Source organism: Agrobacterium sp. O3.4 (assembly GCF_041414895.1).
Lineage (GTDB): Bacteria > Pseudomonadota > Alphaproteobacteria > Rhizobiales > Rhizobiaceae > Agrobacterium > Agrobacterium cucumeris.
This window is the reverse complement of the sequence record NZ_JALPZP010000001.1, coordinates 2202256-2222963: the sequence shown is the minus strand read 5'-3', so window position 1 is coordinate 2222963 and position 20708 is coordinate 2202256. Positions and strand designations below refer to the sequence as shown.

Annotated in this window: 27 protein-coding genes; all 27 read left to right on the top strand. The window is 59.5% G+C overall.

From position 1 onward, the window contains the following. The first annotated feature begins 50 nt into the window (after positions 1–50). The 27 genes from M0412_RS10770 to M0412_RS10640 all read left to right on the top strand — a co-directional run bounded on the left by M0412_RS10770 (position 51) and on the right by M0412_RS10640 (position 20680). Positions 51–311, top strand: coding sequence for a carph-isopro domain-containing protein (locus M0412_RS10770; protein WP_269700080.1), 261 nt, complete (start codon positions 51–53; stop codon positions 309–311). 209 nt (positions 312–520) lie between these two features. Then, positions 521–1018, top strand: a complete 498-nt coding sequence (locus tag M0412_RS10765) for a hypothetical protein (protein WP_078053412.1) — start codon at positions 521–523, stop codon at positions 1016–1018. Continuing rightward, on the top strand, positions 1015–1266 hold the full coding sequence (locus M0412_RS10760) for a hypothetical protein (RefSeq protein WP_269700079.1): 252 nt from the start codon (positions 1015–1017) through the stop codon (positions 1264–1266). The genes M0412_RS10765 and M0412_RS10760 overlap by 4 nt, the downstream gene beginning before the upstream one ends. Further along, a complete protein-coding gene (locus M0412_RS10755; protein WP_269700078.1) occupies positions 1266–2651 on the top strand; it encodes an SAM-dependent methyltransferase in 1386 nt (461 codons plus the stop codon). The genes M0412_RS10760 and M0412_RS10755 overlap by 1 nt, the downstream gene beginning before the upstream one ends. Next, positions 2648–3028: a DUF4031 domain-containing protein gene (locus tag M0412_RS10750; protein ID WP_269700077.1), complete on the top strand. Its 381-nt coding sequence runs from the start codon at positions 2648–2650 to the stop codon at positions 3026–3028. The genes M0412_RS10755 and M0412_RS10750 overlap by 4 nt, the downstream gene beginning before the upstream one ends. Beyond that, entirely contained in the window at positions 3025–3576 is a 552-nt protein-coding gene (locus tag M0412_RS10745; RefSeq protein WP_269700076.1) for a hypothetical protein, read from the top strand. Before M0412_RS10750 ends, M0412_RS10745 begins: the two co-directional genes overlap by 4 nt. After that, positions 3573–4214, top strand: coding sequence for a hypothetical protein (locus tag M0412_RS10740; RefSeq protein WP_269700075.1), 642 nt, complete (start codon positions 3573–3575; stop codon positions 4212–4214). The genes M0412_RS10745 and M0412_RS10740 overlap by 4 nt, the downstream gene beginning before the upstream one ends. Next, positions 4211–4504 (top strand): hypothetical protein, encoded by a 294-nt coding sequence (locus M0412_RS10735; RefSeq protein WP_269700074.1) that lies wholly within the window; start codon positions 4211–4213, stop codon positions 4502–4504. Before M0412_RS10740 ends, M0412_RS10735 begins: the two co-directional genes overlap by 4 nt. After that, positions 4504–5772 (top strand): helix-turn-helix domain-containing protein, encoded by a 1269-nt coding sequence (locus M0412_RS10730; protein WP_269700620.1) that lies wholly within the window; start codon positions 4504–4506, stop codon positions 5770–5772. Before M0412_RS10735 ends, M0412_RS10730 begins: the two co-directional genes overlap by 1 nt. Then, the gene (locus tag M0412_RS10725; RefSeq protein WP_269700073.1) at positions 5762–6448 is read left to right on the top strand and encodes a transcription termination/antitermination protein NusG; all 687 of its coding nucleotides are present in this window, start codon (positions 5762–5764) and stop codon (positions 6446–6448) included. The genes M0412_RS10730 and M0412_RS10725 overlap by 11 nt, the downstream gene beginning before the upstream one ends. A 243-nt stretch (positions 6449–6691) precedes the next feature. Beyond that, the gene (locus M0412_RS10720; RefSeq protein ID WP_269700072.1) at positions 6692–7261 is read left to right on the top strand and encodes a hypothetical protein; all 570 of its coding nucleotides are present in this window, start codon (positions 6692–6694) and stop codon (positions 7259–7261) included. Between the two features lie 164 nt (positions 7262–7425). After that, positions 7426–8160, top strand: a complete 735-nt coding sequence (locus M0412_RS10715; RefSeq protein WP_269698817.1) for a MerR family transcriptional regulator — start codon at positions 7426–7428, stop codon at positions 8158–8160. After that, positions 8123–9856 (top strand): phage terminase large subunit family protein, encoded by a 1734-nt coding sequence (locus tag M0412_RS10710; RefSeq protein ID WP_346348732.1) that lies wholly within the window; start codon positions 8123–8125, stop codon positions 9854–9856. Before M0412_RS10715 ends, M0412_RS10710 begins: the two co-directional genes overlap by 38 nt. Next, complete coding sequence (locus M0412_RS10705) at positions 9856–10050, top strand: phage head-tail joining protein (protein WP_112200667.1); 195 nt, start codon at positions 9856–9858, stop codon at positions 10048–10050. The genes M0412_RS10710 and M0412_RS10705 overlap by 1 nt, the downstream gene beginning before the upstream one ends. Further along, complete coding sequence (locus tag M0412_RS10700; RefSeq protein WP_269698811.1) at positions 10050–11597, top strand: phage portal protein; 1548 nt, start codon at positions 10050–10052, stop codon at positions 11595–11597. The genes M0412_RS10705 and M0412_RS10700 overlap by 1 nt, the downstream gene beginning before the upstream one ends. Next, on the top strand, positions 11584–12234 hold the full coding sequence (locus tag M0412_RS10695; RefSeq protein WP_269698810.1) for a hypothetical protein: 651 nt from the start codon (positions 11584–11586) through the stop codon (positions 12232–12234). Before M0412_RS10700 ends, M0412_RS10695 begins: the two co-directional genes overlap by 14 nt. Positions 12235–12333: 99 nt before the next feature. Beyond that, a complete protein-coding gene (locus M0412_RS10690) occupies positions 12334–13989 on the top strand; it encodes a hypothetical protein (RefSeq protein ID WP_269698808.1) in 1656 nt (551 codons plus the stop codon). A 76-nt stretch (positions 13990–14065) separates the two neighbouring features. Continuing rightward, on the top strand, positions 14066–14389 hold the full coding sequence (locus M0412_RS10685) for a DUF2190 family protein (RefSeq protein ID WP_142841016.1): 324 nt from the start codon (positions 14066–14068) through the stop codon (positions 14387–14389). A 1-nt stretch (position 14390) separates the two neighbouring features. Next, positions 14391–14768 carry a hypothetical protein gene (locus M0412_RS10680; protein ID WP_142841017.1) on the top strand — a complete coding sequence of 126 codons (378 nt, stop codon included), beginning with the start codon at positions 14391–14393 and terminating at the stop codon, positions 14766–14768. Positions 14769–14776: 8 nt separating this feature from the next. Further along, complete coding sequence (locus M0412_RS10675) at positions 14777–15523, top strand: hypothetical protein (protein ID WP_269698805.1); 747 nt, start codon at positions 14777–14779, stop codon at positions 15521–15523. Then, the gene (locus M0412_RS10670; protein ID WP_269698803.1) at positions 15523–16074 is read left to right on the top strand and encodes a phage baseplate assembly protein V; all 552 of its coding nucleotides are present in this window, start codon (positions 15523–15525) and stop codon (positions 16072–16074) included. The genes M0412_RS10675 and M0412_RS10670 overlap by 1 nt, the downstream gene beginning before the upstream one ends. Positions 16075–16083: 9 nt before the next feature. Then, positions 16084–16281, top strand: coding sequence for a hypothetical protein (locus M0412_RS10665; RefSeq protein WP_035256191.1), 198 nt, complete (start codon positions 16084–16086; stop codon positions 16279–16281). Next, on the top strand, positions 16232–16609 hold the full coding sequence (locus tag M0412_RS10660) for a GPW/gp25 family protein (RefSeq protein WP_112161072.1): 378 nt from the start codon (positions 16232–16234) through the stop codon (positions 16607–16609). Before M0412_RS10665 ends, M0412_RS10660 begins: the two co-directional genes overlap by 50 nt. 2 nt (positions 16610–16611) lie before the next feature. Next, positions 16612–17559 carry a baseplate J/gp47 family protein gene (locus tag M0412_RS10655; RefSeq protein ID WP_269698801.1) on the top strand — a complete coding sequence of 316 codons (948 nt, stop codon included), beginning with the start codon at positions 16612–16614 and terminating at the stop codon, positions 17557–17559. Continuing rightward, positions 17556–18221 carry a phage tail protein I gene (locus M0412_RS10650; RefSeq protein WP_269698799.1) on the top strand — a complete coding sequence of 222 codons (666 nt, stop codon included), beginning with the start codon at positions 17556–17558 and terminating at the stop codon, positions 18219–18221. The genes M0412_RS10655 and M0412_RS10650 overlap by 4 nt, the downstream gene beginning before the upstream one ends. A gap of 12 nt (positions 18222–18233) precedes the next feature. Further along, positions 18234–20498, top strand: coding sequence for a hypothetical protein (locus M0412_RS10645; RefSeq protein ID WP_269698798.1), 2265 nt, complete (start codon positions 18234–18236; stop codon positions 20496–20498). Positions 20499–20506: 8 nt separating this feature from the next. Then, positions 20507–20680, top strand: coding sequence for a hypothetical protein (locus M0412_RS10640; protein WP_269698796.1), 174 nt, complete (start codon positions 20507–20509; stop codon positions 20678–20680). The last annotated feature ends 28 nt before the right edge of the window (positions 20681–20708 follow it).

The following is a 20708-nucleotide window of genomic DNA, read 5'->3' as shown; positions in this document are numbered from 1 at the left end:
GGATTTCTGTTGCCTTGTAATTGGATTTTAAATCCATTATTGGTGCGTGCATGGACACGTCACCGACTCTCACAATTGCTGAAATCATCAGCCGCGCTGGCGGACCCAAGGCAATTGCGGACGCAAGCCGGTTGACTGCCGACCCCTTCTCAAAGGATGCGGTCTACAAGTGGGCGAAAGGTGGGATTCCAGATCGCCATTGGCCAATCATTATCGCGCTTACAAATCTGGAAGTTTCGGCGATCTATTCCGCAAATCTTGCGACAAGAGGCAACGTATATCCGCAGCTTTTCCATGAGGCAGCAGAATGAACCGCCTCTTTTCCCTTTCGCGCGGCCAATCCTCCCGGCCTGCTGCGACCCGCGCCGGTGCGCTTTCCTTCTTCTCGCCCGGCGCGGGCACCTCTCGTTTTGCATGTGGGCCTCCGTAACTTCCTGACGCCCTGAAACTCTCATCTCCAATCAATTCCCACCACGGGAAAAACGCCGGGATTTTCCCGGCGCGGGAAAGGTATTGTCTCATGATTTCAAACGCATGGTTTCACCGCATCAAAGCCGCGCAACGTGACCTTATCCGCCTCGTGGGCGGTATCGAGCGTGCTGCGGAAATTTCCTCGATTTCGAAAAGCCACATCGGGCGCATGAACAATGCGACCGACCCGGAATTGATGCCGCTGCACGCTGTCTATGCGCTGGAAAGCGAATGCGGCGTGCCGGTCGTCACCTCTGCGATGGCGGAACTTAACGGGCGGCGACTGGCCGACCCGGAAAATGAACGCGCCGCCGAACAGTGCGTCGTCGTCACCTATTCCGAAATGGTCCGCAAGGCTGGCGATCTGATTTCCGGCGGCGCGGTTGCGATTGCCGACATGGTGGTGACGCCAGCCGAAGCGACCAAAATGGACCGTGACGCGGCGGAACTGGAAGCCGGTCTGGCGGCATTTCGCAAGGCGCTCGCCAGTGTGAAAGCCAAGGGCGGTCATAAGGTCGGGCTTAGCGTCGTCGGGGGTGCGGAATGAAGCGCCAGACCGATCCGGCTATCACCGAACTGATGAAGCGCCCCTTGTCCGAACGTGCAAGGGGCTTTTTGCGGCATGTGAAATGCGAGGGCGGCAAGTTGGATTTGTCCGCCCTTGGCCTCGCTTACCATATCGTCGCCGAAGAATGCCGCCGCTGCGGATACCTCCATGTAACAGCCGATGGTGACACCGCCAAGCTGACCGGCTTGGGGCAGGCGTATCTTGACCGTTTGATGAGGGCGCATTGATGGCCCCGTACAAGCAAGTCAAACTCCCCAAGCCCGGCCCAAGCGCGCTTATCGTCATCACTGCCGCCGTCCGCGACGGAACCGTGACCGTGGAGACGCAGCAGCAGGGTGCGGCGGCGAATAAGTCCGTCAGCAACGGCTATCTGACGCGGGATAAGAAGGATGGCAAAACCTACTATCCGACCGACCGCGCGCGCGAAATGCTGGCGATGCTGGAAGGTATTGCGGAACCGGGCGACATGCCGGAGCGCGAAACGGAAACAGCCGTGGTGCCGGTCGCGGACGCTTCCGGGCTGGTCGCCACGGTAGAACGGGCCCGAGCGCTTCTTGATGATGGCGATATCATCAACGCCCGCATCGTCGCGTCTGTCGCCTACAATCAGGCGAAGACCGCCGCACAGTTTGCGGAGCAGATCGGCGCAACGGAAAAGCTGATCGCCAAGGCTCGGCGCATGCAGGCCGACGCGCTCTTGATCGAAGCACGCGCGAAAATCCTGATTGCCGATAAATGGGATGAAGCGCAGGCGGCGGGCCAAGCGTCGGTAGGCGGAAGGCCCAAAACCGTTTCCGATGGAAACGGTTTTACGTCCGATGAAACTGGCCTGTCCCGCAAGGAAATCCACGAAGCCCGCAAGCTTGCTGCGGCGGAACATCGTGAACCCGGCATTGTCGAACGGGCGATTCAGGCGCGGCTTGCTGCCGGGCTGGAGCCGACGAAGGCAAATCTTCGCGCGGCGGTCGGCACGGCCAGCGCCACGAAGGAAGAGCGCGGGGCGAACCTTTACGAGACGCCGCCGGAGGCGATGTTTACGCTGTTGGCGCTGGAAGAATTCACCGCATGCGTCTTGGAACCAGCCTGCGGGCGCGGCGCGATATCGCGTATGCTGGAAGCGTTTCATTATGCCGTGGTGCTGGCCGATATCAACGACTACAGCACGGCGGACAGCAACGGCGAATTGCAGGCGGTGCAGGACTTCTTGACCTCGCAGCCGCCGGAAGCCGGCTCGTACGATATCGTCACCAATCCGCCTTACGGCGATATGCTCAATGCCTTCGTGGCCTACGCCCTGCGCGTCTACAAGCCGCGCAAAATGGCGCTTTTGCTCAATCTGAATTTCCTTTGCGGGTTCGCGGACGATGACCGCAATTTCGTCATGGACGATTGCCCGCCCGCTCGCGTCTACGTCTTCAAGCGCCGCCTTCCGATGATGCACCGCGACGGATGGGACGGCAACAAAGCCAGCAGCCGCATGAATACGGCGTGGTTCGTTTGGGAACGTGACGAGGCCGGAAACTATGGCAGCGCCACCATCGTTCGCCGCGTGGACTGGAAGGATTACCAGCCTCAGCAAGCCGCCGTAACGGCGGAAAGCGAGGCAGCATGAGCGTTTATGTTGACGACATGCGCGCCCCGTTTGGCAACATGGTCATGTGTCACATGTGGGCGGATGCGGATGATGAACTGCTTGCCATGGCGGACCGCATTGGCGTGCAGCGCAAATGGATTCAGGGGCATCCTGTTCTTTCGTTTGGCAAACATCGAGATGCCAGTTGGGTTCATTTCGATATCGCCCTTTCGAAGCGCGCCCTTGCGGTCAAATTTGGCGCTATCGAAACAGACAGGTTCGGTCCGGTCATTCATACGGCCAAGCTGCGGCTTGCCGCTGCCCTTGCTGCCGGGAATGAGGATGAAGCGCAGGCCGCGCGGGCGCGATTAGCTACATTTGAGGGAATTCGCGCGCGGCAAGGCGGTGCGCGATGACGAGGCTTGCCGATCCTGCCCGCGCTCGCGAGCTAAAAGCCGTTGACCGCCTGCGCTACCTTTCGGCTCGCGTTGAAGGCGACGTTTGGGCATTCGAGCCGCGCGGAAACAACATCGCCGTCATCGCCCGCCGTTCGACGGGTGACGAGGCGCTTATCTGCACGTTGCATGCCGACGCCCTGCCGGACGAACGCGACCTGATTTGCGGGGCGGCGGAAAACCTCGCCTTCCTTTTGGGCCTTATTGGTCGGGCATCTGATGCCGTTCGGAACCTGAAAAAGCAGGTGGAGGCGCAGCAAGCCGCCGCCGTGCGGAAAAAATACGCGGCGCAGGCCGCAATGCTGCTTTCCGACCGCACCTTCCAGCGCTTCCTTGAAATTAAGGGCGCGGGCGGGCCGGTGCGCGACAAGGCGCAGGCGGACACCCGGTTGAAAAGCATCCTCGCCATTTCCAGCAAAAAAGAAATCGACAACGACCCGCGCGCGCAAGCCGCCTTCCTGCATTTTCGGAAGGACTTCGAAGCGTGGAAAAGAGGGGGTTCCCGGTGAGCGAACGCATCTTTCCAGAGGTTTCCATTCCCTACGGCGACAAGTCCACCAAAGCCATGCAGATCACATGCGCGTGCTGTGGTGGGGTCGCCTATTTCCCGCATCAAACCGGGATCAATCGCAAGCCGCCAATCGCGGCAACTCAGCACTTCCAGAACAAGGGATGGGTAGTCGGCAACAATCCGCGCAAGGATTTTTGCCCGATCCACGCCAGCCCGGCCAAGCGTAAAGGACAGAAAGCCATGGCGGACACCGTAGCGACGATTGCAGACAAGCCCCGCGAAATGAGCCGCGAGGACCGGCGCATAATCAATGACAAGCTGGATGAGGTTTACGCCAAGGACGCCTATAAGTCCCCCTGGACGGATGCTGCCGTGTCGAAGGATTTGGGGGTGCCGCGTGATTGGGTGGCGCAGGTTCGCGACCAGTTCTTCGGCCCGGCAGGATCGAACCCGCTTTATGATGAGTTCCTGAAAGAGACGAAGCTGGTGGAAGTCGCATTCGTCGCCTGCGAGGAAGCGACCGCACGCGCCGAAAAGGCTGCTGCCGACCAGCGCCGGGCGCATGGCGATCTTTGCAAGGCGATGGACAGCTACCGCGCTCTGGCGCGCAAGGTAGAGCGGGAAATCAGCCGATGACCGACCTCATGCCTATCGTTGAAATTCTGGCTGACTGCCGGACCGATGCGGAGCGCGCGGACTGGCTTTTGCGCGCGCCGCAGGGTGTAATTTATCGCGACCATACGGACATTCGGCGGATTTTGCAGGCGGCGCATTTCTCGCTCGGCGTGGACGCGCTGGACGTGGAATTTGCAGCCATCAACGCCACGCGCCTGCCGGACGGCGGATTGCCGCATACGGTGGTTCTCGGCGTCCACGCCGTGCGCTCTTTCCTGCGCGACGTGGTGCGGAAAGGCGGTGCACAGTGATGGAACCGGATCACGGCGCAATGTCGCGTGCATGGTCTTGGCGTCACGCGGTCGGTAAATCCGGCCTGCCGCCGATCACGCGCCTTGTGCTGCATACGCTTGGCCTGAAAATGGATGCGACCGGCGGTTCCTGCTATCCGCCGATTTCGGAACTGGTGGACCTGACGGGCCTCGATAAGAAAACCGTCCTGAAACACCTCGAAATCGCCGAAGAGAGCGGTTGGATTGTCGTCACGCAACACGGTTTTCGCGGCCAGAAATGGAAGCGGAACGAATATGTTGCGCGCTGGCCGGGGCGCGACCTTTCCGGCAATGCCGCCAGCAGCGAAGATCACGAAGGTGGTGGAAATCCTCCACCACGTTCCGACGATGCCCGCGCCTCCGAAGGTGGTGGAACAGTTCCACCGCGTTCCATCGCCAAGGTGGTGGAAATCGTTCCCGAAGGTGGTGGAAATGAGGATCGGAAGGTGGTGGAGGAGTTCCACCAAGATAAGAATCTTCCAACTAACATTCCAGAAAACTCTCCAGCCGCTGGCGCGGAAGAGGGAGTTTTGAAAAAGGTTGATCGAAAAAAGATAGAGCATGCTTTCACGCTCTGGTACGCGACTTGGAAAAAGGGCGATGTCGAGTTTGCCCGCAATGCGTGGTTCGCGCTTCCGGCGGAAGATCGCGCCGAATGCGTGGAGCGGACGCCTGCCTATCTTCGTTGGGCCAAGCCTGCCGACCTGATGGCCGCAGCGGTCTACCTCAAAAACCGTCACTGGCGCGACCTGCCGGAACATGTTCTTGCTGAGCCGATCAACGCCCATGGCATTGCCAAGGTCTGCGGCAAGCTCTGGATGGGAACGCGCTTTGAGGCGTTGTCGAAAGAGCCGACCGGCCTGCTGTATGTGACCAGCTTTGACGAAACCCGTATCGCCAAGGGCATGATTTCCCGCGAACAGCTTATGTTCGAAAAGCGCCGTGACAATGGCTGGCCACTCGTCAACACCATGCGCGACCTTGCCCGTCGCCGCGAGCCTTTCAACACTTCGCTCTCGCTTCTCCCCTTGGTGCAGGACTTCCGGCAGGTGCACCGCGACAGCGATCTGTTCGCGGCTTGGAAGCACCTGCATGAGCGCAACCGCTGGCCCTTTATCGAGCATCCGCCTGAATGGGTCTATTTCCCCCCGGTCGATGACGGGGCTGACGATCTCGAAGCGGCAGTTGACGCCGCGCTTTCCAAATTCCTTACCACCATCAGCGAGGGACGCTCCAATGATGCATAACGTGAAGATTTATGCCGCCAGCAAGCCGGTCAACCCGGAGCTTTATGACCTGTCGCGCTTTGCGTCTCTGTTCGACCAGATGCAGAACGCGAAGCGACTCAACGTCACCATGCTTTCCATGGCGGCGGAGAATCAGCCGGGAAAACACGAATGGTTCGTCGTGGAGACGAAGCACAAGGCGGAAAAAGCTGTTGAAGACGCCCTTAGCAAAGCCGGTGTGAAAACTTTTTTGCCCGTGGAGAACGTCGGTAAACAGGTCGTTCGTGGTCGGGTTATCCATGATGTTTTGCGCCCGTTGATGCCCGGTTATGTGCTGGTCAACATCGTGTATTCTCCCGCAGCGGTATGCGGGATTGCCCGGCTGGAAGGTGTGGCGGGCTTCGTCGGCGGCATGATCACGCCGCATCGTGTATCAGACGAGGAAATGAATCGATTCAAGCTCTTCGGTACTCAAGAGCTTGATCTTGATTTGGAGCACTGCAAGAGCTTTCGACGTGGCGATAAGGTCCGCTTTAGCGGCGGGCCGTTCGCGGGTTTCACCGGCCATGTCACCAAACTGCGCAAGGATAAGGTGGTTGACGGCGAGCGCATTGCGAGCGGGGCAATCATCGCCGTAGAGATGTTTGGTGCGGTTACGCCTGTCGAAACCACTCTTGCATTGCTCGAAAAGTTGTGACTATGCATAGCACAGGATGATCTGCTGATCCTGTGCAAGCGCGTCGGTTTCGACCGGCGAGTGGAGTTTAAACCTCCCACGCGGGTATGCCGGGTAGACCCTGCCTTGACCCTCTCGCCAGAGAGACCGATTCAAGGCCAGTGCGACAGCTATATCATCGGCGGACTTGAGCGAAAGGCGACCCTAACCCGGTCGCCTTTTTCGTTTGCATAGGGTGTAGGCAACTTCCGGGAAAATCTGACGATGGCTGTTCTGTCCATGAAATGGGCCGACCGCAATCTTGCGGAATACGGCGACCGGATAGCGGAACTGAAACGGCGCTTTCCGACCGTTCTGCCCCGCATCGTCAATCAGGTCGGCAACAGGACGAAAACCGTTGTCATCCGCGAATTGACAAAACAGACGGGCTTGCCGCGTGCCACCATCGTCAAGGCCATCGGCAATCCGGCAACCGCAAAGCCGGGCCGGTTCGTCTATGACATGACCACGCGGGGCGGCAACATTCGCCTCAAATATCTGCGCCCGAAGGAAACCGAAACCGGTGTCGTGGCGCGACCATTCGGCAAACCGACGCTCTATCCCGGCGCGTTCCTGCGTGGCGGGCAGTTCCCCGACCGTAAGCCGGTGGCGCAGTTCAACGGCCATGCCTATTACCGGCTCAATCGCTCCGGCACGAAGATCACCTTCGCCCGCTCGGGCGTCTTCATCCCGAAGGAAATGACCAGCGGCGCGACAGCCGAAGCTTTCCAGCGCATCGCAGCGCCATTGCTGAAAGAGCGGGTCGAAGCCGCCCTTGCCAAGCTGGTCCCCTGACCGGCCACCCCGACCCCCGGTCGCGACCCGCCCCATACCCCCCCCCCTCGGTCGGGTCCTCCCCCAAAAGAGGCCAAGTAGCGGGTGTGGGCGACTGCGGGATTTCGCTCTGTGAAGAAAATTATAGGGGGGTTCCACCGCCCTTTCGATGGAATCGGAATCAGATGGCAAAGAGCTATCCTGACGAGTTGCGTGAACAGGTCGTGGCCTTCATGGACGAGGGCCATACGGTTCGGGAGGCGGCGGCAAAGTTCAACGTCAGCCCGAGTTTCGCGGCCAAATCGCACAAGAAACATGCGGAAGCTGGCGAAAGCCTCCCGCTGCATACCGAAACGGCACCTGCCGAACCGGAAAAGCCTTCGCTCGATATCGAAATCACCGCATCCGAACTGGCGGAACTGCTGAAGGTTTCGAAGCGGGCGGTCTCGGATTTCGTGGAACGTGGAATCGTGGTGAAGACAGAACGGAATCGCTTCGATCTTCGCCAGTCCATCCAGCTTTATTGCGAGCATTTGCGTGGTGTTGCCGCCGGTCGCGGCGGTGACGGCGCGGATGTTCTGACCGCCGAACGCGCCCGACTGGCGCGCGAACAGGCCGACCAGACGGCCATGAAAAACGCGGCAATGCGCCGCGAACTGGTTTCGATGACGGACGTGCGAAACGAGTGGGTTTCGATAGGCCGACGCATCCGCAACGCTGTCCTGTCAGTGCCTTCACGTTGCCGCCAGATGCTGCCGCATCTCACGACCTACGATGTTGACCTGATCGGGCAGGAAATCCGGTCGGCGCTTTCCGAACTTGGTGACGAGGACGATGACAACGGCGCTGGCGACATTGCGGCGAGCGGTATGGGACAGCTTGTTGCCGCCGCCGAAACTTCGGCTGTCGGAATGGATTGAACATACCGTCCATCTGCCGGAGGGCGTTTCTTCGCTGACCGGCAGGGTTCGGCTGTGGCCCCCGCAGCGTGAAATCGCCGATGCCATTGGCGATGGCGCTATTGAGCGGGTAACGCTGGTCAAGCCGGTCCGCGTCGGCTTCACGACGCTGCTGACCAGTGCCATGGCAAGCTTCTGTTCGAACGACCCGTCGCCGATCCTTTCGCTTCTGCCGACAGAGGCCGACTGCCGCGACTATATGGTTTCGGACGTTGAACCGATTTTCGATGCCTCGCCAGCGCTTCGCGGTCTTTTGACCGGCGATACCAGCGAAGGCGGACGCAACACCCTTCTTGCCCGTCGCTTTCCCGGCGGGTTCCTGAAAGTCATTGCCGCCAAGGCACCGCGCAACCTGCGCCGTCACAATGTCCGCATCCTTTTCATTGACGAAGCGGACGGCATGGATGCGACGAAGGAAGGGTCGCCGATCCTGCTGGCGGAACGCCGCACACTGTCGTTTGCGGACCGCAAGATTGTCATGGGTTCGACGCCTGTTTACGAGGCGACCAGCCATGTGTTGCGGGCCTATGAGCAATCGGACAGGCGTATTTATGAGGTGCCTTGCCCGGAGTGCGGTCACTTCCATGAAATCACATGGGCCGATATCCATTGGCCCGAAGGCGAACCGGAAAAGGCGTATTATGTTTGCGTCGAATGCGGCTCTGTGGTGGAAGAACGGCACAAGCCGGGCATGGTGGCGAATGGCCGCTGGCGCGCTCTTCGACCGGAAATCAAGGATCATGCCGGTTTCCGCATGAACGCCCTGATTTCTCTTCTGCCTAACGCCTCCTGGGGGCGGCTGGCGCGGGAATTCGTTACGGTCAAAAACGACCCTTCGACCTTGCAAACCTTCGTCAACACCATCCTTGCCCAAGGGTGGAAAGAGGACGGCGACGAACTGGACGATATCGAGCTTGCGGGTCGGGCCGAAGATTTCGGGCTGGAAAATATCCCGATCCAAGTGCTGATTATCACGGTCGGCGTTGACGTGCAGGATGATCGTCTGGAAGCAACCTTCGTCGGTTGGGACAAAGAGGGCATCCCGTACGTTCTCGGCCATACCGTTGTGTGGGGTCGCTACGATGATCATACCACATGGGCCGAACTGGATGTCGCCCTGACCACGCAATGGGACCATCCCCTTGGCGGCAAGATCAAAGTCGATGCCGTTTGCGTCGATAGCTCGGACGGCGAGACGATGGAAACGGTCTATCGCTTCGCGTTCCCGCGCTTCAATCGCCGCGTTCTGGCGATCAAGGGCGCTGCGGGTAACCGGCCATGGATTGAGCGCTCCAAAACGAACGTGAAGGGCGGACGCCTTTTCATCGTCGGCGTGGACGGCATCAAGAGCCACATTTTCGGCAGGCTGGCCCGGCCCAAGTCAATCCGGTTTTCAAAGGACTTGCCGGAAGTCTGGTACGAGCAGCTTGCGGGCGAAAAGATGGAGGTCCGCTATCTGCGCGGCCAGCCAAGCCGCCAGTTCGTACCGATACCGGGCCGACGCCACGAAGCGCTCGACTGCACCGTTTATGCCTTCGCCGCCCGCCAGATGGTCAACGCCAATTGGGCGCACCGCGAGGGCGAACTTTCGACACCGCCCGAAGCGGCGGTCGCAACCTACACACAAGAAATCGCGAAACCGGAGTGGCTTGCATAATGGCGACTACAGACGATCAAATTGCTGCGCTTGAAGATGCAATCGCAATGGGCGCGCGAAAGGTGATATTCCACTCTGGCGGCACGCGCCGCGAGGTGGAATATCACTCTCTCAAAGATATGAGGGAGGCACTTGCCGCCCTGAAATCCACACGGTCGGGCGGCTCCCGCACCATTTACGCGGCGCTCGACTAATGGGCCTCGCTACCGTTCTCGACCGGACCATTGGTTATTTCTCGCCCGAAGCTGGCCTTCGGCGGGTAAAGCACCGCGCCGCACTGGAGATCATGTCCCGTGCATACGCTGGCGCAGAGACCAGCCGCCTGAAATCCGGCAGGCGTGCACAATCAACATCGGCGGACGCAGAACTTGCGCGTGCCAGTCGGAATCTTCGGGACCGCATGCGCGATCTCGTCCGCAACAATCCGTATGCGGAAAAGGCCGTCCACGAACTCGTTACCCACGCCATCGGCGACGGCATTATTCCGCGCTCGAAAAACAAAAAGCTCAATAAGCTTTTTGCGGAATGGAGTAAGGTTTGCGATGCGGACGGCGATCTTGACTTCAACGGCCTCATCAACCTCGCGACCCGTGGGATGTTTGAAAGCGGGAATGGTCTGGTTCGCCGCCGCCGTCGCAGGCTGGAAGATGGTCTGCCCGTCCCGCTTCAATTGCAGGTGCTTGAAGTTGACCTGATTGACACCGCCAAGGAAGGTATTCTTTCAGATGGCGGCAAGATCATCCAAGGTATCGAATTCGATGCTCTCGGCAGGAAACGCGCCTATTGGATGTTCGGCTCGCATCCCGGCAACAGCTTTTTTGATCCGAAGTCTACGATTGTTTCGAAGCCTGTTCCGGCGTCAGACATTGCCCACGCCTTCGAAAAGAAGCGGACGCAGGTGATGGGCGCGCCGTGGGGCGCGCCGTCAATGGTGGATACCTACGATCTCGCGTCTTACGAACAGTCCGAATTGATACGCAAGCGGCTGGAAGCCTGCATCGTCGGCGTGATGACTGGCGGTGATGAAGCCGACCCGCTAGGCATGCCTGTGGCGGATAATGGCCCAACCAAACCCGGCATCTATGACGTAAACGGCAGGCGCGTCGAAAAATTCGAGCCGGGCATGTTCTACAATGCCGTTGGCGGTCGGGGCATAGAGTTCTCGCAACCGGCAGTGACGGATAGCTATGATCCGTACAAGAACTCGATGCTGCATACCATTGCCGCAGGTTGGCGAGTTCCCCACGCCATTCTGTCCGGTCGGCTCGACAAGGTAAATTACTCTTCCAGTAAGGTCGGGCTTGAAGGGTTCCGCCGGACAATGTCTGCCGTTCAGTGGCTCATCATCATTCCGATGCTGTTGCAGCCAATTTGGGACTGGTTCTGCGAGGCGGCCTACTTCGCTGGCATCATCAAGACGCCCAAGGTTGCCGTGGAATGGTCGCCGCCGCGCTTCTATTCCGCTGACCCGCTCAAAGACGTGAACGCCCGCATCAAGGAAGTTCGCTCGGGCTTCCGTTCGCTCTCCAGCGTCATCGCCGAAATGGGTGAAAACCCTGATGACGTGCTGGACGAAATCGCGTCCGACACGGCCAAGATCGACAAGCGCAAGCTTGTTCTCGACAGCGACCCCCGGCGGATGTCTCAGGCCGGGCAGGTGCAGCAGCGGGACGAAACAGACGACCCGCCCGACGACAAGTCGGAAGACGATGACAAGGACCCCGACGATGACGAAACTTGAACTGCGCAAAGCGCCTGCGTCCCTGCCGATGCAGGTTCGCGGGCAGGACCTGAATGTTAGTTCTATCGATGCGGAGGCGCGCACCGTTACGCTGGTTTTCACAACCGGCGCTGCGGTGCGCCGCCTGCGCTATACCGGATGGGATACGGCTGTCCCGTTCGATGAAATCCTTGTCGTCAGCGAAAGGGCGCTGGACCTGTCGCGCATGAATTTGGGAGCGCCAGTTCTGGACAGCCATTCCCGGTGGTCCACGTTTTCGCAGATCGCCGTTGTTGAACGGGCATGGATCGAAAAGGGCGAAGGATGGGCGACCATCCGTTTCCCAAAGGCCGGAATCGATCTTGCCGCCGACCGCATGTTCGGACTGGTCTCTGACAAGATCATCAAGAATGTGTCGGTCGGTTACTCCATCGATAAAATCCGGGTGGAGGAAGCGGCGAAGAAAGGCGAGGTCGAAAAGATTTTCGTGGAGCGCTGGACGCCAAACGAGATTTCATTTGTGACCGTTCCCGCCGATCCCGGCGCGCAGGTTCGATCCAGCGAAGCCACGTTCCCCCTCTCTATCCAGTCTGCGGCATGTCTCGGTCTTCGGGCCGCACGCATGCGCATGGCCGAAGCCGAACGCCGCTTCGACTGAACACTCATTCCAATTTTTCCAGTTCGCCGCCTGACTTCCACCGGGGATGCAGGGCGACGGCGCTTGTCCTGCCCGGTAATACAAAAGGAACCGCACGCCATGAAAAAGGCTGCATATGTTTTCGCGACCGTCGCCGCAATCGTCTGCTTCGGTCTCGCCTTCACCATTCTTTCCGCCGACCCTTCCCACGCGGCCTCGCTGCTCGGTCACGATGCATTCGTGCAGACGCGCGGCATGCTGGATCATGTCTATCAGGCCACCCCGGCACTGCTCGCACTCCGGGCGAAGGCCACCGACCTGACGACGCGCGCGGAAAGCAAGCGCGCGGAACTGGTGGAGGGGCTTTCCGATGAAGCCGCCCGCGCCATCGAAAAGGATCATTCTGCGATTCTTACCGAACTGGACGGTGTGCGTGCCGAGATTACCGCGCTTGAAAACGCGGAGAGGAACGCGCCGACGCCCAGCGAGAGCAACCCGCAGGCCATTGCGCAGAGCGCCGTTCGTGCCGAACGCGAGCGCGTGACCGCTATCGAAGAACTGGCAGAGCGTGCCGGGCACGCGGGCTTTGGTCGTGACCATATCCGCTCCGGCACTTCTCTGGATAGCTTCCGGGGCCTGCTTCTGGATCACTTGGTGACCAGTGAGCGCGCCGCGCCGACCGACAGTCGCGTTCGCGTACATGTCGGCAACGACGAGGCCGATACAATCCGTTCGGCCCGTGTCGAAGCGCTCGCTTATGGTCTCGGCGCGCCCGTCCCGCAGGCTGGTCCGTCCGCCGCTGCCCGCCAGTATATGGGCCAAGGTCTGGTAGATATCGCCGCCGATTGCGTGAATTTCCACGGCCGCCGCATGCTGAATGCCCGCGATATCGACAACATCTTCAGCCGCGCCGCGCATTCGACTTCGGATTTCCCGGTTATCTTCGAAGGCGCTGTCAACCGCACGCTGGAACAGCGTTATGCTCTGGCGCAGCCGACCTTCAAGCGCTTCGCCCGCAAGAAGAATTTCCGCGACTTCCGCCCGGATACGATCGTCAAGACCGGCGATTTCCCGATGCTGGAAAAGATTCTGGAAAACGGCAAGATCAAGTTCGGTTCGTTCGGCGAAGGCAAGGAAGCCGTGCAGGCTTTCAGCTATGCCATCGCTCTGAATATCAGCCGCCAGATGCTCATCAATGACGATCTTGGCGCCATCGCCGAACTGCTGACGAGCTATGGCGCTTCGGTTGCCCTGTTCGAAGAAGTCACCTTCTACGGCGGTGCGTACAACGGCAAGCTTGCTGACGGCAAAACCGTCTTCCATGCTGACCATAAGAACCTTGCGGCTGCTGGTTCTGCGATTACTGTCGATAGCGTCGGCGAAGGCCGCAAGTCGATGGGTCGGCAGACCTCTCTGGATGGCAAGCCGTTGCTCGCAAACCCGGCGCGTATCATGCTCGTCGGCCCGAACCAGTTGACCGATGCGGAAAAGCTGCTGGCATCCATCACGCCCGCCACGGTTTCCACGGTCAATATTTTCTCCGGCAAGTTCGAACTGGTGGAAACGTCGCAGATCGCGGACAATTCCTGGGACCTCTTCGCCGATCCTTCGACCGGCTCCAATTACCGTTGGGGTTACCTCGAAGGTTACGAGGCTCCGCGCGTTCGCATGGATGAACCCTTCGGCTCGCAGGGTTTCAGCATGTCGGTGGAACACGACTTCGGTTGCGGCGCGACCGATTTCCGCTTCGGCTATCACAACCCCGGCCAAGCGTAAGCCGCCTGCCTGACTTCGTTGGGGGAGCCGCTCGGCTCTCCCTTTCTCCGTCACGTTGATCGCAAGGAAGATCACCATGAAAAACTATCGAGGCCCCGCCGATACGGTGGAAGTCACCGCGCCCGCCGATGTCAATTCCGGCGACGGCGTTCTTGTCGGCAAGCTGTTCGGCGTAGCGGAGTTTTCCGCCAAGGCTGGCCAGCGCGTCAATATTTCCCGCTCGGGCATTTTCACCCTGCCCAAGACGAACGCGCAGGCATGGGCCGAAGGCGCAGTCCTTTATTGGGATGGTGCCAAGCTGACCACCGCCGATAATGCTGGCGCAAACACCAAGGTCGGTTACGCCGCCGCCGTCGCCGCCAATCCTTCGGCGACCGGCGACCTCATCTTGCATCAGTAAGATGGTGGACTGGCGAAAACTGGAAGCTGCCGTTGACCGTAAGGTTGGCGGCGCTTTTGGCGAGACGGTCCGCCTGTCGTTCTTGGTGAACGGCAAGACGGACCCGGACCGCCCGCAGATCGTCATCCGCTGCGAAGCCCTGCACACGGAAGACGACACAACGCGACCCGCAGGCAATGCGGTTAGCGGCCCCCATCGTGTGCGCTTCGCTGCGGCGGATGCCGTCCTGTTCATTGACCGTTCGACATACGAAGGCCCGGCGCTCAAACCCGGTGACCGCGTGCGGGCGATGGATCGGGCTGGCGAACCGGCTTGGTCGGTTGATTTCGTCAGCGACCGGCACAGCAACCTTATCGCTGTTGCCTTGAAAGAGATTTAGGAGCTTCCATGTCCTTCATTCGCTTTGCCGCCCGCATCTCCGCCGTGGAAGCGACCAAGGGAAACACCATTGTCGGCTCGAACGTGTTGGACAGCGAAATCGGCGTACTCGATATCGCTGCCGACGGTTCATTGCGGACGGATAAGGACAAGCAATTTATCTCGGTTTACACTGACAGTTCTAAGGTTGTGGACGGTCTTGAACTTCGCTCCCTATCGTCCCCCGGTCTTCTTGATATCGTCTTCGAGTCCGGGGTGGCCACGGCGCACGCGATCACCGATTCCGAAACGGATGAAAGTATTATCCTTGGCATGCCTGCGACGGATGCCACGTTTGAGTTTCTTCTTGATATGGCTCTTCGCCAGACTGGCGATGCCCTCAACGATCCCGATAATGAATGGGCGGTAATTTTCCGCTCTCTTTGCCAGTCGTTTCAATCGGCCACACGGTCGCGCATTAGCGGCGATACCAACGGGATGCGGCTTGCGGCGCACCAACTGAAAGTCACCGCGAGTATGGTGGCCGAACCTTTGCGCGGGGAACCGCTCAAGCCGGGTTCGCCTTTCGCCCGGTTTCTCGCCAAATGCGAAAGTGATCTAGCTCCGAATGATCCGTCCATGGCGGAAAAGATCGCTCTTATTCGTGCGCAGCTTTCCGGCAACGCCAGCGAATTGCAGACCGCCATGCGGCGATACGGTCTTATTCATGACGAGGCCGACGCCATGTTGATCACGCCTTTCGAGGGGTCGCCCTGATGGCCAGTTTAGTGGACCAGATCACAGACCTTTATGTGCGGATGGCCGAACTTGAGCGCCGCAACCGCAACCGGCGGCGCAAGGGTACGATTGCCGAAGTCAGTGACGACAAATCCAAGTACCGCGTCAAGCTGTCGGAACAGGCGGGAAAGCCCTATCTGACGCCTTGGATCAAGGCGCGAACCCTCGCTGCCGGTGGCGTCAAGGTGGATGTCCTCTACAGCGTCGGCGAACAGGTGGATGTTGTTTCCGAAAACGGCGACATGACCGATGCGCAGATAGATTTCTCCACCTATAGCGACGACAACGCACGCGAGAACAGTGACACGCCATTTCATATCAAGATCGGCGATACCGTCATTGAAGCGTCGGCGGGGCAGGCGAAAGTTACGTCGCCGAAGGTGATTGTTGAATCGCCGAACGTGCACCTTGGCGGTGACGGCGGCAAGCGTGTCGCCCGGATCGGCGATCTAGTGCACGTCATGTCCGGTTCTTCATCCGGCAAATGGCCGATTGTCGAAGGCTCGGAAAAAGTCTTCGCGGTGGACTGAGGAAACCCCATGAAAAACTACAAGGTTCGAACCGGCTGCGAAATCGCCGGGCGCTGGCGGTCGGCTGGCGAAATCATCCCCCTGACCGACGACGAAGCCCGCGAGCTTGCGCCGCCCTTCGGCAATGTCGTTCTCCCTGAAAAAGAGGATAGCGCCCATGGCAAGCTCAACCGGCGTAAACGGCCAGACCGGCGCACCGCTGAATGATTGGCCGCATACGGAGCAATCAATCCGCAAAATTCTGAGAACGCCGAAAGGTTCGCGCGTCATGCGCCGGACCTTCGGCAGCAATGTCCCTGATTTTATCGACGGCAAGATGACGCGGCGAAACGTGCTTGCGCTCTACTCAGCCGCCGCAACGGCAATCCTCGAATGGGAACCGCGCTTCCGAATGACTGCCGGGCGCGTGACCCAAGCGGATGCCGGTGGCGTCATCGCGCTCGATATCTTCGGCACCTATTATCCTCGCGGCCATCGCGGCGATTACTCCATTGCGGAGAGCGCCAGCGTCCGCGTCATTTATCCGGGCAAGTGACCATGGCGATTTACGCACCGACGACGATTGATGTTTCGCGCCTGCCGTTGCCTGATGCGATTAGCCCGCTGGATTTCGAAACGCTTTACAGCGAATTCAAGGTCCGCTTCCTCGCGTTCTGGAACACGCTGCGGGCGGTCAATCCGTCGCTACCGGAATATGACGTGCAGGATCTCGAAACGGACCCGGCGGGCGTCGTCGGTGAAGCTTGGTCATACCTGCGCCTTCTGGACCGCCAGAACGTCAATGACACTTTCCGGTCGCTTCTGGCGGCATATGCGAAGGGGTCCAATCTGGATGCCATCGCCGCAAACCGCAACATAGTCCGCCTGACCGTGGTTCCTGCAACCGCAAATGCGGCGGCGATCATGGAAGGCGATGACGCACTGTTGCGTCGTTATCTGCTGTCCTACGATCTGCCGTCCGCCGGTTCTGCCGGTCGCTACCTTTATGATGCGTGGACGGCTTGGCCACAATCTGCTGACAAGGCCCTTGGGCTTTGGGATGCGCGGGTGAATGGCCGGGCGGTCCATGGCCGTCGCGGCGACACGGATGTTGTTGTCATCGGCCCGATGGGCAGGCTTCCGACTTCCTTGGAGCTGGATACAGTCCGGGCGTCGGTAACGAACCCGAACCGTGCGCCGGAAGCTGTGGCTATCTCTGTCATGGCCGCCGGGCGGACGGAATATGGGGTCTCGCTTGTCCTCGAAATTCCGGCGGTCGGGCCGTCTGCCGATATCGTCCGACAGGAAGCGGAAAAGCGTGTCACCGCAGCGGCGACCGCCCGCATCCTGATCGGTGGCGAAATTCCCGAAGCCTTGTTTTCGGGTGCGGCCTTCGGTGAAGGCGTTATCCGGGTGCGCGACCTCGCGCCGGTCGTCATCCAGCCCGACGCCTACAAGGTGCCTGTCATGACCAGCCTTAACATCGCTGTCGAGGTGCGGGCATGAACGACGTAGGTGTGTTGCTGCCGTCATCGGCGGAGCCATTCGAAAAGGCGCTTGCCGCCGGTATGTCGGATGATCTGCCGATACCTTACGCGGTTCTGATGGACCCCTACCAAACGCCCGCACGGTTTCTGCCGTGGCTGGCCGTGCATCATTCGGTCGATCTCTGGTTTGATGATTGGACCGAAGAGCGCAAACGGGAAATGATTGCGCAGTGCGCCGGGGTTTCGACCCTCTATCCTGCGTCTCCCTTGGGTGCGCTGAAAGGCACGCTTGCCGGGCTGAAACGCTACCTTGCGTTTGTTGATGCGGAAATTGTGGACCGTATCGCTCATCCGAACCGCTTCACCTTCGGGCGGGCGGTGATTGGCCGAACGCCAATAGCGCATCAGCCCTATGTTGCGCATTACCTCGTCCGCGTCACGCTGACAGCGCCGAAGAACCGCTTTCAGATTGGCCGCAGCGCCTTCGGGCGGGCGGCGATGACGGCCATCGACCCTGAACCCATCCGCCGCGCCAAGCGCGCCATGACGACCGCCAAGACGCCGGAAACGCTCTATTCGGTTTCCTTCGCATGGCGGCGCGGCATCACCTTTAACGACAACATTTTCATCGACGGAAGCCATGCCATCGGCGGTTACATGGACCGCAAGCGGCTGGATTGAGGGTAACGACACATGCAGCGCACTTCCTTTGCAGAAGCTGAAATCGCCGATCACGCGGACTTCGAAGCCATCGGTTTGCAGGCGCAGGCCGCGACGGATGGTCTTTGGCTGGATGCTATCGGCTATCCTGCCCATTGGGCCGCATTTACCGTTGCGCGTAAGTCGGCGCAGGAAATTACGGTTTCGGCGGGCCGCTATGTCGCCGGGGAAATCGTTTATGCGCAGGAAGCGCCGAACGATTTGAACCTCCAGATTTACATCCCGGCGGCAGCTTCCGACCAGCGTTGGGTTGCCATCCTTCTGCGCGGTAAGGAGGTGACGGACACGGCAACCCGCCCGTTTGAAACATCCGATGATCCCGAAACCAGCGTGATCGTCAACCGCACCACGCCCAAGACAATCCGCCGGGTTGTGGAACTCATCGTCCAGCCGGGCGATGCGAACCCGGTTCCGGTCAAGCCGGTGGTGGCCTCTACAGATGCTTGCATTGCCTTCGTGCTGCTGACCTCTTCCGGGGTCGATACCATCGAACCCGGCAACAGCGACCGTGTGAAAACCCTTTACGAAGTCGAAGGCCGCGTGACTGCGCTGGAAGTCGATCTTGACGGTCTTTTCATGCGGACCGAGACGATTGAAACGCAGATCGTCAATATTCAAGGCAAGCTCACCGAAATTCCCCGTCCGATCATTATTCGCCAAATGCAGCGCGATATCGGTGCGGCCCGGCTGAAAGTCGATCTGCCGGACGAGGCGCGCGCCTATGTGTTCGATGACGGCCTTATCCCCGACCGTTGGGACATGACGCACGTAGACTGGTTAGCGCGGATTGAAGAGGGCGTCCGCTTCGGCTTCGCCGCCGAAGCGCAGGCCCGGCTTGAGGTGCAGGCGGAAGACGACCCGAAGATTGCGTTTCGTGGTCGCCGCATGGTGCCTGCCTTTGATGAGGTGACGCGTATCGCAAACACTTCGCTGGATGCGACGCTAAATATCTCGCAGTTGGTGCACACCGAAACCACGCTTGTCCGCAAGGAAGCGTCCCGCGTCCGCATCACGTACGGCCCAACGATGGGCGCTTGCGAGAACGCGGCGGGTTGGTCCGGCCTTGGAGGCGATTCCAGGGTGGGCCAAATGCTGAACGTCGGTGGCGAGACTTTCGAGGTGGTCTATGTCGGTGCAAATTACGGACCGGGCCACCAAACCTATGGTGTTAGGCAGGTTCGCTATGAAATCTACAGTGAACCATATTGGCAGTATGTGACCGAAGATGTGGGTGTGAACGGTTCCATATACGGTCAATCGTTCCTCGTTGCGCAGCCGATGCAGGTGACCAGTCTTGACTTGTCGTTTGCCCGCGTCGGCGCTGACGGTGATGTGCACGTGTTTATCGTTGAGACCACCACTGGCGGCATGCCGCGTTTTGATGCGGTGCTTGCGCAGGGTAAATTGAACCATGCTGATCTCGTAGTTGGCTGGAACAAAGTGGTTCTTCCGATTACGCTCCTTGAAAGCGGAAAGCGGTACGCTTTCGTCACTGTGACGACAGGAGCGCATGCGCTGCACATTTCCGGGTCCAACAAATACACCGGCGGAACGCAGTTCCTGACAACTGACGGTGCATTTGCACAGGGTTCGACGGAAACGGATATCTGCTTTCGGCTGAATGCTGCCCGCTACCGCAGCCCGCGCACGGTTATTCCGATGCAGGCTTTGAACCTCGCGGACGGTATGACGCAGATCGACATGCTGTTCGCCGGTTGGGTTCCGGGTGGTTGTTCTCTCGGTTGGGAAATTCGGCCATCCGGCTCGACCGTCTGGACGGAACTGGATGACGGTGACCCGGCAGCAAACCCGCTTGTCGGCCTTCCTGCATCGGTGGAATTGCGCATGGTCATGATGGGTACTGCTGACTTGCAGCCCATGATCCAGCTTGACCAGAAAGCGATTTCCCGCGTTGCCCGCAACCGCAACAGCATGCGGGCGGTGAGTAAAAGCTTTCCGTTCGGGTTTGCGACAACCAGCATTCAGACGCAATACACGCTGGATTCCTTCGATCCTGACCGCCACACGTTCACGCCCGCTATCATGGTCGGCAACACCGTGGTCAATCCTAGCACCACTGAAATCACGGTTGACCCGCAGATGCCTGCGCGCCGGACCTATCTTTCAACCTACATGCTCGGGGCGTCGGCGACTGCCGCTCGTATGCGCCCTGCGGCCACCACCAATAATGTCGTGTCAGTGCCCTTCGTGCAGGACGCGTTCATTGCTGCGCTTTAGAGGTTCCCATGGCTTTCAAGATCGACACGGAAAAATCCTACGATGTGAAGCTTTCGCGCATCGTGAAGTGGGGGCGTTTCACCTTCTACCCCTTGAACATAATCAACATGAGCGGATCGCTGGTGGCAGGGATCATTGCGCAGGAAGGTGACGAGGTGCTTGACTATGCCAGAGAGGTCTAACGCCTATCAGCTTCCATCTTGGCCGAAG